Consider the following 13,639-nt stretch of genomic DNA (forward strand, 5'->3'; position numbering starts at 1 on the left):
CATGCGGGGAGAACGCGCTGACCTCGAGGAGGCCGGCATCGGCCAACTCGTATCACAACTCGCGACCGACGCGCGCGAGGCGGCGCAAGCGGAGGTCGCGCTCGTCAAGGCGCGGGCCGGTTTTGCGGTCACGCGCTACAAATGGGCAGTCGTCTACTTCGGCGCCGCGGCGGTGCTTGCGCTGGCAGCGTTGATCGCATTGCTCGTCGGACTGATCATGGCGCTGGCGCCGCTGATCGGACCGGGCTGGGCAACGCTGGCCGTCGTGGCGGGCGTGCTCGCGGTGGCGACGATCCTTGGGCTGATGGGCAAGGCGCAGCTGAGCAAGAAGGTGATATCGTGAGCGCCGACCCGGAGGCAGCAAATGTCAAACTTGCCGAGCAGCGTGCCGCGGCCGCCCGCCAGCGCCTGACCAATACTGCGGGCGCGCTCCAGATGCGGCTTAACCCGCGCGTGGTGGCACGCGACGCGGTCGAGAACTTGCAGGAAACGGGAGAAAAAGCGCTGCGTAGCGGCGTGGCGTCCGCCCGTGCCAATCCCGAAGCAGTGGTCTGGGTGGTGACGCTTGCCACGGCATGGTTGGCACGACGCCGGATCGCCGCCGCCCTACTCGGCCGCAAGCGCGAAACCGAGGCGCCACTAGCGCGTTCGATCCCAGGTGACTGGCCCCAATCGGCCGAGAGGAACAGATAATGACCGATACCAACAACCAGACCGGCCAAAACCAGAATGGCGCGCAGGCGAGCGGGCAGGACACGCTGCGCGATCGCGCCAGCCACGCCTATGAAAGCGCCGTGGCGCGCGCCGGTGACACGGTGGAAAGCTCACGCGATACAGCCCGCGACGCGGCGCATCAGGCGGGGGACTTTATCGAAGGGAACCCGCTCGGCGCGCTCGCTGGCGGCTTGGCGGTAGGTGCGCTGATCGGCGCACTGGTTCCGCGTAGCGATCGTGAAAAGCAGCTGCTCGCGCCGGTTGGCAAAACGGTGAGCGCGGCGGCGGTCGCGGCGCTGGCTGCCGCCAAAGAGACAGGGCGCGGTGAGCTGGAGGAATTGGGGCTCACCAAGGATGCTGCGCGCAATCAGGTGAAGTCGCTGCTCAAGAGTGTCGCCAAGGCCGCGTCGCACGCCGGCACTGCGGCGGCGCAGGCCGGCCGCGAGGAGATCAAGACGACACACGGATAAGGCACGGAGAGGGTTCAAACCTGCGCGCCGAGGCGATAAGGGAGCCGGCCATGAGCAAGCTACACCTCGTCTTCGGCGGCCGGGTTTCCGACCCGCGCACGCTGGACTTCGCCGATCTCAAGTCCATCGACATCGTGGGCGTGTTCCCCGACTATGCCTCGGCGGAAAAAGCATGGCGCGGCGCCGCCCAGCGCACCGTCGATGATGCCGAGATGAAATATGTGGTGGTGCATTTGCACCGCCTGCTGGAGCCGGACCTGCTGAAGTCGGCAAGCTGAGTGAGAGTTGCAGAAGTTGCAGATAATGCCGGGCTTTGTCCCGGCATTTTTGTTTCAAACTGCCCTCCCCGGCTCGTCATCCCGGCCGTGCGCCTGGATCCAAGATTCCACGTACGCTGGCGATCTTGATTCACGCGAAGAGGCCGAGGCGCGAAGAAGTGATTTTCACAGAGAGTACGCAGCACACGGAGGTGTTGCGCGTTGGGACAAGAAGCGCGGCAGCAATGGTTCTTTTGTTGCTGACGCGGGATAGCGGATAGGGTGAGACCTTTTGTGTCCTCTGAGAGAACTCTATTCAGGTCTCTGCGCGCACCAGATCTGTAGGATGGTTCCCGTCACGCCGGCCTTGTGCCGGTACGACGGTGAGTACCAGGTTGTTTCCAGGCGACGCTAGCACTCGCGGAAACTTGATCCACAGTCGACGCCTGACGTGACGAGTGGGAAAGCCGCGGCAGGCCGCCTTCCCACGTGCAGATCAGATGAACTCGATCTTCGACACCAAGTAATAACGGTCACCCGCGGGCACCGACACCTCGACCTCATCGTCCACGCTGCGGCCGATCAGCGCGCGACCCAGGGGCGAGTTGTAGCTGATCCGGCCGCTCTTGGCATCCGCCTCGGTCTGGCCGACGATCTGGTACTTGATCGGCTTTTCGTCCTCATCAAGCAGCGTCACCGTCGCGCCGAACACAATCTTGTCGCCGGACAGCTCGCGCGGATCAATGATCTGGGCGCGGGAGAGCTTGTCCTCGATGTCCGCAATGGTCGCCTCGATTTGGCCCTGACGCTCCTTCGCGGCATGGTATTCGGCGTTTTCCGAAAGGTCGCCGTGGGCGCGTGCTTCTTCGATCGCATCGACGATCTGCGGCCGCTCGATCTTCAGCCGTTTCAGGTCCGCATTCAGCTTTTCATAGCCTTCCTGCAGCATCGGCATCTTCTCGACGGTCGCCATCGCGCGTCACCCTTCAATAAACATGTCCCCGAGCGGCCCCCTGGCGGCCGCTTCGCACCTCAAACAGAATGTCGGGGATCAATTGTGCGGCTGCGAATAATAGGATTGAAGCGGCCGTACTTCAAGGTTTCGTGACGCCGAAGTGATCGCTTTCGCTGCCTGGACGCTGGCCTGCGCCGTGGTGAAATACGGGATCTTCTGATTCACCGCCGACGCGCGGATCGGCTGCGAGTCCTTGAGGCTCTGCCATCCTTCCGTGGTGTTGAAGATCAGCGCGATCCCGCCGTCCTTGATCCGGTCAACGATGTGCGGGCGCCCTTGCGCGACCTTGTTGACCAGCTCCACCGAAATGCCGGCGCGCTGGAGGTGATCGGCGGTGCCGCCGGTTGCGACAATGGTGAAGCCGGCATCCGCCAATTCGCGCACTGCGGGCACGATAGCCGCCTTGTCCTCATCCTTGACGCTGACGAACACCGCACCGCCGGTTGGCAGCACCGTGCCGGCGCCGAGCTGCGACTTGGCGAAGGCGGTGGTGAAATCGCGATCGATTCCCATGACTTCCCCGGTGGACTTCATTTCCGGCGAGAGGACCGGATCGATGCCGGGGAAGCGGTTGAAGGGGAACACCGCTTCCTTGACCGCATAATAATCGATGCTGCGGTCAATTTTGGGCAGGTCACGCAGCTTCTCACCGGCCATGACGCGCGCGGCGATCTTGGCGATGGGGGCGCCGATCGCCTTGGCGACGAAGGGCACGGTACGGCTGGCGCGCGGGTTGACCTCAATGAGGTACACCTTGCCGTCCTTCACCGCGAACTGAATGTTCATCAGGCCGCGCACGTCGAGACCGCGGGCGAGCGCCTCGGTCTGACGTTCGATTTCGGCGATGATCTCGGGCGGCAGCGAATAAGGCGGGATCGAGCAGGCGCTGTCGCCCGAATGGACGCCGGCTTCCTCGATATGCTGGAGCACACCGGCGACCACCACGTCGTCGCCGTCGCAGATCGCATCGACGTCGACCTCAATCGCGTCGCGCAGATACTGGTCGATCAGCACGGGGGCATCCCCCGACACCTGCACCGCGGTCTGGATATAATCGTCAAGCTGCGCGGGGCCGTCGACGATTTCCATTGCGCGGCCGCCGAGCACGAAGCTGGGGCGCATCAGCACGGGATAGCCGACGCGTTCGGCCACGTTGATCGCCTCGTCGCGGCTCCGTGCGATGCCGTTGTTGGGCTGGAGCAGGCGCAGCTTGTTGACGAGAGCGGCGAATTGCTCGCGGTCCTCGGCAAGGTCAATCGCGGCCGGCGAGGTGCCGAGGATCGGGATCCCCGCTGCCTCGATCGCGCGCGCCAGGTTGAGCGGGGTCTGGCCGCCGAACTGGACGATCACCCCGACCAGTTCGCCGGTGGACTGTTCGACGTGGAGGATCTCCAACACGTCCTCAGCGGTCAGCGGCTCGAAATAGAGGCGATCGGAGGTGTCGTAGTCGGTGCTCACCGTCTCCGGGTTGCAGTTGACCATGATCGTCTCGAAGCCGGCGTCCGCCAGCGCGAAACAGGCGTGGCAACAGCAATAATCGAACTCGATCCCCTGCCCGATCCGGTTCGGTCCACCACCCAGAATCACGATCTTGCGGCGGTCGGACGGCATTGCCTCGTTCTCGGGCTCGCCGAAGGTCGGCGCCTCGTAGGTCGAGTACATATAGGGCGTCTTGGCGTCGAACTCGGCCGCGCAGGTGTCGATGCGCTTGAAGACGGGGCGCACGCCGAGCTTGATGCGATGCTCGCGCACCTCCTGCTCGGTGACCCCGCCGGTCATCGCCTTGACCGCCTCATGGATCAGGCCGGAGCCTTGAGCAATGCCGCGGTGCATGCCGCGCAGGTTGGCCGACTGGAGCGCGAGCCAGGCGAGGCGCTTGTCGCTGAAGCCCATTGCTTTGAGGCGGCGCATGCCGGCTGCGTCGATCGGCAGGCCGTTGCGGCACACCTCTTCCTCCGCGCGCACGATCTCTTCAATCCGCTCCAGGAACCACGGATCGTACTTTGCGATTGCGTGGACTTCGGTGACGGTGAAGCCTTCGCGCAGCGCCTGCGCCGCGACCAGCAACCGGTCCGGCGAAGCGACCGCGAGCGCGGCCTCGATCTCGGCGCGCGGCGCGCCGACGAGGCGCTCGACCCTGTCGAAGCCGCTGAGGCCGGTCTCTAGGCCACGCAGCGCCTTTTGCATTGACTCGTGGATATTGCGCCCGATTGCCATGACTTCGCCGACGCTCTTCATCGCGGTCGACAGCACTGCCTCGGCGCCCTTGAACTTCTCGAAGGCGAAGCGCGGGATCTTGGTGACGACGTAATCGATCGTCGGCTCGAAGGACGCCGGGGTAGCGCCGGTGATGTCGTTCTCGATCTCGTCGAGCGTGTAGCCGACGGCGAGCTTCGCCGCGACTTTGGCGATCGGGAAGCCGGTCGCCTTGGAGGCGAGCGCCGACGACCGCGACACGCGCGGGTTCATCTCGATGACGATCAGGCGGCCGTCCTTCGGATTGATCGCGAACTGGACGTTCGAACCGCCTGTTTCCACGCCGATTTCGCGCAGCACCGCGATGCTGGCGTTGCGCATGATCTGATATTCCTTGTCGGTCAGCGTCAGCGCCGGCGCGACGGTGATGGAATCGCCCGTGTGGACGCCCATCGGATCGATATTCTCGATCGAGCAGATGATGATGCAATTGTCCGCGCGGTCGCGGACCACCTCCATCTCATATTCCTTCCAGCCGAGCAGCGACTCCTCGATCAGCACCTCGGTGGTCGGCGAGGCGTCGAGGCCCTTGCGGACGATCTCGATGAACTCCTCGCGGTTGTAGGCGACGCCGCCGCCGGTGCCACCGAGCGTGAAGCTCGGGCGGATGATCGCGGGCAGGCCGACCTTGTCCAGCCCCTCCAGCGCTTCCGCCTCAGTATGCGCGACGGCGGAGCGGGCGCTTTCGAGGCCAATTTTGTCCATCGCGTTGCGGAACTTCAGCCGGTCCTCGGCCTTGTCGATCGCCTCCGCATCGGCGCCGATCATGGTGACGCCGAACTTCTCCAGCGTACCGTCGCGGAACAGCGACAGCGCGGTATTGAGCGCGGTCTGGCCGCCCATCGTCGGGAGCACCGCGTCGGGGCGCTCCTTCTCGATGATCTTGGCGACGATCTCGGGCGTGATCGGCTCGACATAGGTGGCGTCCGCGAGCTCGGGATCGGTCATGATCGTCGCCGGGTTCGAATTGACCAGGACGATGCGATACCCCTCTTCCTTGAGGGCCTTAATCGCCTGCGTGCCCGAATAATCGAACTCGCACGCCTGGCCGATGACGATCGGCCCTGCGCCGATGACGAGGATGGAGGAGATGTCGGTGCGCTTTGGCATTATGTCTCTCTTGGTCCTTGGTCGGCGGCACCGGCCGCAGCGCCGATCGGGCTGAGGCTGGCTCCCGAGATCTTCTTCACTTCGGCGGCGATGCACGCAGAGACCTGTTGCGAGACCTCACGCGGCATGTCGCCGGGCAGCTCCACCGTCACCTGCGTGGCCGATGTTGCCTTCAGCCGCGCTCTCTCCTCCCCGCACTTGCCCGGGATCGAAGACAGGCGCGCCTGTAACTGGTGCTGGTTGGCCGGGGCCGCCTGCGAACAGGCGGCCGAGACCAGGATTAACAACGGGGCGGCAAGCCGACCCGCCATGTTCACCGCAACGACCCTACGAACCGTTCAAACAAATAGAAGCTGTCCTGCGGGCCCGGGCTTGCCTCGGGATGGTATTGCACGCTGAACGCGGGCTTGTCGGTCAGTTCCAGCCCGGCGTTGCTGCCGTCGAACAGCGAGACGTGGGTCTCGCGGGCGTTCGCCGGCAAGCTGTCGCGCTCGACCGCGAAGCCGTGGTTCATGCTGGTGATCTCGACCGCGCCGTCGGAGAGGCGCTTGACCGGGTGATTGGCGCCGCGGTGGCCCTGGAACATCTTGGTCGTGCGCGCGCCGACCGCGAGGCCGAGCAGCTGGTGGCCGAGGCAGATGCCGAACAGTGGCTTGTCCGTCTCGAGCAGCTGGCGGATCACCGGCACGGCGTATTCGCCGGTCGCGGCGGGATCGCCGGGACCGTTCGACAGGAAGATGCCGTCGGGGTTGAGCGCCATGATCGTGGCGAAATCGGTTTCCGCGGGGACGACGGAAACCTTCGCGCCGGCCTGGACGAGGTTACGGAAGATGTTGTGCTTGCTGCCGTAGTCGATTGCGACGACATGGGGGCGGTCGCTCGGGGCACGTGCTTCGACAGGCTCAGTACGAACGGGGCTAGGAGCGCTGCCATCTTCCTCCGTTTGTCCTGAGCTTGTCGAAGGACGTGTTTCGTAGCCGAAGCCGAGCCGCCAGATGCCGCTGGCGCGATCGTCGCCCCAAGTGCCGTGGGTCTCACGAGTCACGGCCTTGGCGAGGTCCATGCCTTCGAGGCCGGGCCACTCGCGTGCCATGTTCAGCAACAGGTCGAGGTCGAACGTGCCATCGGCCGAATGCGCGATCACGCCGTTGGGGGCGCCGCCGCCGCGGATGCGCCGCGTCAGCGCGCGGGTATCGATGCCGGCCAGGCCGATGCGGGCGTGGCGCTTCATCCAGCCCACGAGGTTTTCGGCCGCGCGGAAGTTGGACGGGGCGGTGGGATCCTCGCGCACGATCATGCCGAGCGCGTGCGGCTCGTCCGCCTCGACGTCATCGGGGTTAGCGCCGACGTTGCCGATGTGCGGGAAGGTGAAGGTGATGATCTGACCGGCAAAGGAGGGATCGGTCATGATCTCCTGATAGCCGGTCATGGCGGTGTGGAAGCACACTTCGCCCACCGCCTGCCCCTCGGCGCCGAAGCCATGGCCCCACAGCACGTCGCCCGATGCGAGAACAAGGACGCCGGTGGCGCCATCCGGTTGAGGCGCGTGCGAGGGCTTGGCGTCGGCCATGGGGGCGGGCACTCCTGGTAAGCGGCGATGTACGTTAAGAGCGGCGCGCTAAACCCCACCCTCCCCCGCGTCAATCTGATATGGGCCGGTGCACCATGATTCGAGACGATATCAAGCAAGCCCAGATTGCCGCCATGAAGGCCGGCGACAAGGACACCCGCGCCGCGATCGGCCTGATCCAGGCGGCGATCAAGAACCGCGACATCGAGGTGCGCACCGCCGCCCAGGCGCCGGACGACGATCCGCTCGTCGTGGAAGTGCTGCAGAAGATGAAGAAGCAGCGGATCGAATCGATCCAGATGTTTCGCAATGGCGGGCGCGAGGAACTGGCGGCGGCCGAGGAAGCGGAAGTGGCGGTGATCGATCGCTTCCTGCCGAAGCAGTTGAGCGAGGAAGAGACGAGCGCGGCGATCGAGGCGATCAAGGTTGAGATGGGCGCGAGCGGCATGAAGGACATGGGGCGCGTGATGGCCGAGCTTAAGGCGCGGCATGGGAGCGTGCTGGATATGTCCAAGGCGAGCGGGTTGGTGAAGGCGGCGTTGGCGTAGCGCTTGGGTCGGAAGCGGCACAACATTGCTCCCCTCCCGCTTGCCGGAGGAGCTGGGTGAGGGCATGTGATGCGCATGCCCGATCGCGGTTATGCTCGCCCGACCGCACGTTCGCGTGAACTCCGCGCCATGATGACGGATGCCGAGCGGAAGCTGTGGGCCTGCCTCAGCGCCAGGAAGGTGGCGGGTGTGCGGTTCAACCGGCAGTTTCCGGCTGGGCCGTTCATCTGCGACTTCGTGTCGCGCAGCGCCAAGCCGGTGATCGAAGTGGACGGCGGGCAGCATGGCGTCGGTGCTGAGCGTGATTACGCGCGAACGCGCTTCATCGAATCGCAGGGCTATCGTGTGATCCGGTTCTGGAACAATGATGTGCTGGAGCGGCTTGAGGGTGTGATCTGCGAGATAGAGCGGGTGCTCGCGGACATGCCCTCCCCTAGCCCCTCCCGCAAGCGGGAGGGGGATGAAGAAGGTCGTCCTGCGGAACTCCCCTCCCGCTTGCGGGAGGGGTTGGGGGAGGGCCTGTCCAAGCAGACCGAACCACCATGTCCCTGACCCCCGCCTTTCTCGACGAACTGCGCGCGCGTACCTCGCTCTCCGCGCTGATCGGCAAGACTACCAAGCTCACCAAGGCCGGGCGCGAGCACAAGGGGTGCTGCCCGTTTCATAACGAGAAGACGCCATCGTTTTATGTCAACGATGACAAGGGCTTCTATCATTGCTTCGGCTGTTCGGCGCATGGCGATGCGATCCGGTGGATGACCGATCAGCGCGGGCTTCCCTTCATCGATGCGGTGAAGGAACTTGCGCAAGCCGCCGGTATGGAGATGCCGGCGCAGGACAAGCGCTCGGCGGAGCGGGCGGAGAAAGCGCAGTCGCTGCACGGGCTGATGCAGGCCGCGGCTGACTGGTTCCGGGCGCAGCTTGAGGGGCTGGAGGGCGCGGCCGGGCGTGAACTGCTCGCGCGGAGGGGGATTTCGGCCGACACGGCGCGCACCTTCGGTTTCGGCTTCGCGCCGGATGCGCGGGGCAAGCTGCGCAGCGCGCTCAAGTCGTTTGGCGATGCGATGCTGATCGAGGCGGGGCTGCTGATCAGCGTTGAGGGCAAGGAGCCGTATGACCGCTTTCGCGGGCGGCTGATGATCCCGATCCGCGACGCGCGCGGCCGCGTGATCGCGTTCGGCGGACGGATCATCGGCGATGGCGAGCCGAAATATCTGAACTCCCCGGACACGCCGCTGTTCGACAAGGGGCGCACGCTCTACAATCTCGATCGTGCCTCGCCCGCCGCGCGCAAGGCGGACCGGGTGTTCGTGGTCGAGGGATACATGGACGCGATCGCGCTGGCGCAGGCGGGGATCGGCGAGACGGTGGCGCCGCTCGGCACCGCGCTGACCGAGCATCAGCTCGAGCGGCTGTGGCGGATGGTCGATGTGCCGACGCTGTGCTTCGATGGCGACAATGCCGGGCAGAAGGCGGCGATCCGCGCCGCGCATCGCGCGCTGCCGATGCTGGCACCGGGGCGCAGCCTGTCGTTCGTGACGCTGCCAGAGGGGCAGGATCCCGACGATCTGATCCGCGCCAAGGGCGCCGGCGCTTTCGAGGTGTGCGTGCGCGAGGCGGTGCCGCTGGTCGACCGGCTGTGGGCGCATGAGCTGGCGGCCGAGCCGATGACCACGCCCGAGCAGCGCGCCGGCTTTCGCGCACGGATGGGTGAGCTGGCGAAGACGATCGTCGATCCGGTCGTGCGATCCGAATATCAGGCCGAGTTCCGGCGACGCTATGACGAGCAGTTCGCGGCGCCAGCGCGCAAAGCCTTCGAGCCGCGCGCGCCCTTCACCCCGCGCCGGCCGGGACAGAAGTGGACGCCCCCTCCCCTGCCCGTCACCGAGGATGCCAAGGCGTTCCGCGCGGCCGGGGTTGACCCGGTCATCGCTAAGGCGGTGCTCGCCGGACTGATCCGCCACCCCGCGGAGATCGCCCGGCATATGGAAGTGCTGGGTTCGCTGCGGATGGCGGACGGGGCGCTCGGGCGATTGTTCGAGGCAGTGGTGGATGTTGCGCTGGAAGATCGGGCGCTTGATAGCGCGCGGCTCGTCACCATATTGCGGAACAGTGGTTTCGAAGCAGTCGCCCGCGACCTGCTGAGAGCAGATACGATGCCCTATTCCTTCACCCAGCCGATCGGGGACGAAGCGCGCGCCAGGGAAGACCTTGACGAAGCGATCGCCATCCTTGTCGCCGGGCCCGAAGTGAATGCGGCGCTGGCTGATGCAACCGCCGCCATGCAGGCGCGCTTCACCGATGAAGCGTTCGAACGGCAGGTGGCGTTGGTGAGAGAGAAACAGGCGCTGGAGCTTCGGCTTGCAAATCTCGTTCAGTCGAACGAAGACGCCCGCGCTTTTGGATCCGAGGACGATTGATGGCGAAGGTTAACGGTAGCGGTGCAGAAGACGGCGTTGAAGTGGCCGATGCTCCGCTGATCGACCTCAATGACGCGGACATCAAGAAGATGATCGCCCGCGCCAAGAAGCGCGGGTACATCACCTACGAACAGCTCAACGCCGCGCTGCCGCAGGACCAGATGTCGTCCGACCAGCTCGAGGACATCATGTCCGCGCTCAACGAAATGGGCGTCAACATCGTCGAGAACGAGGAACAGGGCGAGGACGGCGAGGAGCAGGAGCAGCCCGAGGACGAGGTCGAATCGGTCGACGGCGACCAGGACAATGCGCCCGTCGTCGAGAAGAAGAAGGAAACGGTCGACCGCACCGACGATCCGGTGCGCATGTACCTGCGCGAGATGGGCGCCGTCGAGCTGCTGAGCCGCGAGGGCGAGATCGCGATCGCCAAGCGGATCGAGGCCGGCCGCGATACGATGATCATGGGCCTGTGCGAATCGCCCATCACCTTCAACGCGATCATCGACTGGTCCACGCAGCTCAACGAAGGCACGATGCAGCTGCGCGAGATCCTCGATCTCGACGCAATGCTCTCCAAGGGACCGTCGGCCGAACAGGTCGAGGGCGCCGAGGAAGACGATAACGGCGAGATCAGCGAGAAGACCGCCGGCACCAGCTTCAAGGAAGAGGAAGAGCTGGAAGAAGCGGCGTCGGATGACGACGACGACATGACCGAGCGCCGCGCGCCGCGCCCGTCGGACGACGAGGAGGAGGACAATACCCTCAGCCTCGCGCAGATGGAGGAAACGCTCAAGCCAATGGCGCTTGAGAAGTTCGCCAACATCACGTCGATCTACAAGAAATTTTCCAAGATGCAGCAGGGCCGGCTCGACGCCATGGGCGGCGGGACCGAGCTGACTGCGGCGGACGAGCGCAAGTACCAGAAGCTGCGCGAGGAGCTGACCGCCGAGGTCGAGAGCGTCCAGTTCCACAACGCCAAGATCGAGTATCTGGTCGACCAGCTATACAGCTACAACCGGCGCCTGACCGCGTTGGGCGGGCAGATGCTGCGCCTGGCCGAGCGGCACAAGGTGAGCCGCAAGGACTTCCTCGATCGCTACATGGGCCATGAGTTGGACGACACGTTCCTGGCGACCGTGAACGGCCTCGACAAGAAGTGGACCGCTTTCGCGACCAACGAGGCGGCGGCCGTTGATCGCATCCGCATCGAGATCAGCGAAATCTCGCAGCAGACCGGCATGGCGCTCAGCGAATTCCGCCGTATCGTCAACATGGTGCAGAAGGCGGAGCGTGAGGCGCGCATCGCCAAGAAGGAGATGGTCGAGGCGAACCTGCGCCTCGTGATCTCGATCGCCAAGAAGTACACCAACCGCGGGCTGCAGTTCCTGGATCTGATCCAGGAGGGCAACATCGGCCTGATGAAGGCTGTCGATAAGTTCGAGTATCGCCGCGGCTACAAGTTCTCGACCTATGCGACGTGGTGGATCCGCCAGGCGATCACGCGATCGATCGCCGACCAGGCGCGTACGATCCGCATCCCGGTGCACATGATCGAGACGATCAACAAGCTGGTGCGCACCAGCCGCCAGTTCCTGCACGAGCAGGGCCGCGAGCCGACTCCGGAGGAAATGGCCGAGCGCCTTTCCATGCCGCTGGAGAAGGTGCGCAAGGTGATGAAGATCGCCAAGGAGCCGATCAGCCTCGAGACGCCGATCGGCGACGAGGAGGATTCGCACCTCGGCGACTTCATCGAGGACAAGAATGCCGTCATTCCGGTGGATGCCGCGATTCAGGCGAACCTGAAGGAAACTGTCACCCGTGTGCTCGCGTCGCTGACGCCGCGTGAGGAGCGTGTGCTGCGCATGCGCTTCGGCATCGGCATGAACACCGATCACACGCTGGAGGAAGTCGGCCAGCAGTTCAGCGTGACGCGCGAGCGCATCCGCCAGATCGAGGCCAAGGCGCTTCGCAAGCTGAAGCACCCGAGCCGCAGCCGGAAGATGCGCAGCTTCCTGGACCAGTAACAGCCGTCTTGTTTTGAGGAAGTTGGGGGCGGGAAGTGCATCTTCCCGCCCCTTTTCCATGTTCCAAAGGCTTGTGGCGACCGCGGCGTCGCGCCGGGCCTGGGCCATGAACCGCCGGAACCGCGGACCTGGCGATGAGGTCAGACCAGCCGCCCTCTGGCCATTCCGTTCCAGTGCGGCGAACATAACCCTAGCGAACCGATCAGCGTCAGCGATGCGCATGTGAGTCGTCAGACGATACGTGGACGTTGCGGCGGTTTTCGCATCCACCATCATGCTAATTCGGCGAATAACACCGCTCGCTCTTGCCGCTTCGGGGCAATCTACTTGCGGCAGCGTGCGCGGTCAGCAAATTGCATGTATGGCCAAGCATTCTCCCGCGCCGACCGGTGTCGAGCAACAGGTCACCGCATCCGATCTCGTGCGGCATTTCGGTATTTGGCAGGACAAGGCGGCGCGCGCGCCAGTGTATATCCTGCACCGCGGCCGGCCGCGGCTGGTACTGACTTCACTCGACGTGATGGACGCCTTGTGTGCGCCGCACGCGAGCCGGCCGGCCAACAGCAGCCACCTCCAGACGCTGCTCGAAGCGACGGATGAGATGATCGTGCTGCTGGGCGAGGATCGCACCGTGGTGGGCGCGAGCCGCGGCGCACGGGGCTATTTCGGCGACATGGTGCAGGTCGGCGCGCCGCTGAGCGGGCTGGCCGCCGCAAGCGACCAAGGGCTATTGTCTGCCGTCGGGCGGGTGACGCAATCGGGGCTGGCGGAGACGGTGGAATGCCGCTCACCGCGCTTTCCTGACCGGTTGCTCAACTTCGCCGTGAATTGCGGGCCGAACGGCTGCGTCCTGCACGTCCGGGACGCCACGGCGGCTGACGAATTACAACAATGGCGCGACCGGCACGAGTCGCTGGCACGTGCGGTCGAGGCCGCCGGCGGCGCGACGGCGATCATCAACCTTCGCGGGCGAATCGATCAAGCGTCCCCTCACCTCATCACGCTGACTGGCGCGAGTGCCGATGCGCTCGCCACGGCGCGACTGGCGTCTTTGGTAGCGGTCGGCGATCGCAGCGCGCTGGGCGATGCGTTCGAGGCGGCGATCGATGCGCGCGCCCCACAATCGCTCGAAGCATCGCTGCTGGTCGGCGGCGCGGCGCTGCGGCGGGTGTCGATCGGCCTAGCCCCCCTGCTGAGCAGCGGGCGAGTCGTCGGCGTTACCATCATCATCACGCCATTGGGCGCTTAAGCCGGC

Annotated in this window: 13 protein-coding genes; 9 read left to right on the plus strand and 4 right to left on the minus strand. The window is 65.1% G+C overall.

What is annotated here, in order from left to right:
* Position 1: 1 nt before the first annotated feature.
* The 4 genes from SPHI_RS03075 to SPHI_RS03090 are packed head-to-tail and all read left to right on the plus strand — an operon-like array spanning position 2 to position 1,462.
* The gene (locus tag SPHI_RS03075; protein ID WP_076743417.1) at positions 2 to 343 is read left to right on the plus strand and encodes a phage holin family protein; all 342 of its coding nucleotides are present in this window, start codon (positions 2 to 4) and stop codon (positions 341 to 343) included.
* A complete protein-coding gene (locus SPHI_RS14930; protein WP_076743418.1) occupies positions 340 to 693 on the plus strand; it encodes a DUF3618 domain-containing protein in 354 nt (117 codons plus the stop codon). Before SPHI_RS03075 ends, SPHI_RS14930 begins: the two co-directional genes overlap by 4 nt.
* On the plus strand, positions 693 to 1,184 hold the full coding sequence (locus SPHI_RS03085) for a DUF883 family protein (protein ID WP_076743419.1): 492 nt from the start codon (positions 693 to 695) through the stop codon (positions 1,182 to 1,184). The genes SPHI_RS14930 and SPHI_RS03085 overlap by 1 nt, the downstream gene beginning before the upstream one ends.
* Before the next feature lie 50 nt (positions 1,185 to 1,234).
* On the plus strand, positions 1,235 to 1,462 hold the full coding sequence (locus SPHI_RS03090) for a DUF4170 domain-containing protein (RefSeq protein ID WP_076743420.1): 228 nt from the start codon (positions 1,235 to 1,237) through the stop codon (positions 1,460 to 1,462).
* Positions 1,463 to 1,937: 475 nt separating this feature from the next.
* On the opposite strand, the gene greA is transcribed toward SPHI_RS03090, so the two are convergent.
* The 4 genes from greA to carA all read right to left on the minus strand — a co-directional run bounded on the left by greA (position 1,938) and on the right by carA (position 7,392).
* Positions 1,938 to 2,414, minus strand: coding sequence for a transcription elongation factor GreA (gene greA, locus SPHI_RS03095; protein ID WP_076743421.1), 477 nt, complete (start codon positions 2,412 to 2,414; stop codon positions 1,938 to 1,940).
* Positions 2,415 to 2,492: 78 nt separating this feature from the next.
* Entirely contained in the window at positions 2,493 to 5,822 is a 3,330-nt protein-coding gene (gene carB, locus SPHI_RS03100; protein ID WP_076743422.1) for a carbamoyl-phosphate synthase large subunit, read from the minus strand.
* Positions 5,822 to 6,133, minus strand: coding sequence for a hypothetical protein (locus tag SPHI_RS03105; RefSeq protein WP_076743423.1), 312 nt, complete (start codon positions 6,131 to 6,133; stop codon positions 5,822 to 5,824). The genes carB and SPHI_RS03105 overlap by 1 nt, the downstream gene beginning before the upstream one ends.
* A 2-nt stretch (positions 6,134 to 6,135) precedes the next feature.
* Positions 6,136 to 7,392 carry a glutamine-hydrolyzing carbamoyl-phosphate synthase small subunit gene (gene carA, locus SPHI_RS03110; RefSeq protein ID WP_076743424.1) on the minus strand — a complete coding sequence of 419 codons (1,257 nt, stop codon included), beginning with the start codon at positions 7,390 to 7,392 and terminating at the stop codon, positions 6,136 to 6,138.
* A 95-nt stretch (positions 7,393 to 7,487) separates the two neighbouring features.
* Between carA and SPHI_RS03115 the strand changes: the two genes are divergently transcribed.
* From SPHI_RS03115 to SPHI_RS03135, 5 genes are all read left to right on the plus strand, one after another.
* Positions 7,488 to 7,940 (plus strand): GatB/YqeY domain-containing protein, encoded by a 453-nt coding sequence (locus SPHI_RS03115; protein ID WP_076743591.1) that lies wholly within the window; start codon positions 7,488 to 7,490, stop codon positions 7,938 to 7,940.
* A 75-nt stretch (positions 7,941 to 8,015) separates the two neighbouring features.
* Complete coding sequence (locus tag SPHI_RS03120) at positions 8,016 to 8,492, plus strand: endonuclease domain-containing protein (protein WP_083719741.1); 477 nt, start codon at positions 8,016 to 8,018, stop codon at positions 8,490 to 8,492.
* Entirely contained in the window at positions 8,483 to 10,360 is a 1,878-nt protein-coding gene (gene dnaG / locus SPHI_RS03125; RefSeq protein ID WP_076743425.1) for a DNA primase, read from the plus strand. Before SPHI_RS03120 ends, dnaG begins: the two co-directional genes overlap by 10 nt.
* Positions 10,360 to 12,384: an RNA polymerase sigma factor RpoD gene (gene rpoD / locus SPHI_RS03130; protein ID WP_076743426.1), complete on the plus strand. Its 2,025-nt coding sequence runs from the start codon at positions 10,360 to 10,362 to the stop codon at positions 12,382 to 12,384. The genes dnaG and rpoD overlap by 1 nt, the downstream gene beginning before the upstream one ends.
* 361 nt (positions 12,385 to 12,745) lie before the next feature.
* Complete coding sequence (locus tag SPHI_RS03135; protein WP_076743427.1) at positions 12,746 to 13,633, plus strand: PAS domain-containing protein; 888 nt, start codon at positions 12,746 to 12,748, stop codon at positions 13,631 to 13,633.
* The last annotated feature ends 6 nt before the right edge of the window (positions 13,634 to 13,639 follow it).

The organism is Sphingomonas jeddahensis, from assembly GCF_001981525.1.
Lineage (GTDB): Bacteria > Pseudomonadota > Alphaproteobacteria > Sphingomonadales > Sphingomonadaceae > Sphingomonas > Sphingomonas jeddahensis.

Coding starts and splice junctions, on each gene's coding strand:
- SPHI_RS03075 (WP_076743417.1), top strand. CDS start 2: ATGCGGGGAGAACGCGCTGACCTCGAGGAGGCCGGCATCGGCCAACTC.
- SPHI_RS03085 (WP_076743419.1), top strand. CDS start 693: ATGACCGATACCAACAACCAGACCGGCCAAAACCAGAATGGCGCGCAG.
- SPHI_RS03090 (WP_076743420.1), top strand. CDS start 1,235: ATGAGCAAGCTACACCTCGTCTTCGGCGGCCGGGTTTCCGACCCGCGC.
- greA (WP_076743421.1), bottom strand. CDS start 2,414: ATGGCGACCGTCGAGAAGATGCCGATGCTGCAGGAAGGCTATGAAAAG.
- carB (WP_076743422.1), bottom strand. CDS start 5,822: ATGCCAAAGCGCACCGACATCTCCTCCATCCTCGTCATCGGCGCAGGG.
- SPHI_RS03105 (WP_076743423.1), bottom strand. CDS start 6,133: ATGGCGGGTCGGCTTGCCGCCCCGTTGTTAATCCTGGTCTCGGCCGCC.
- carA (WP_076743424.1), bottom strand. CDS start 7,392: ATGGCCGACGCCAAGCCCTCGCACGCGCCTCAACCGGATGGCGCCACC.
- SPHI_RS03115 (WP_076743591.1), top strand. CDS start 7,488: ATGATTCGAGACGATATCAAGCAAGCCCAGATTGCCGCCATGAAGGCC.
- SPHI_RS03120 (WP_083719741.1), top strand. CDS start 8,016: ATGCCCGATCGCGGTTATGCTCGCCCGACCGCACGTTCGCGTGAACTC.
- dnaG (WP_076743425.1), top strand. CDS start 8,483: ATGTCCCTGACCCCCGCCTTTCTCGACGAACTGCGCGCGCGTACCTCG.
- rpoD (WP_076743426.1), top strand. CDS start 10,360: ATGGCGAAGGTTAACGGTAGCGGTGCAGAAGACGGCGTTGAAGTGGCC.
- SPHI_RS03135 (WP_076743427.1), top strand. CDS start 12,746: ATGGCCAAGCATTCTCCCGCGCCGACCGGTGTCGAGCAACAGGTCACC.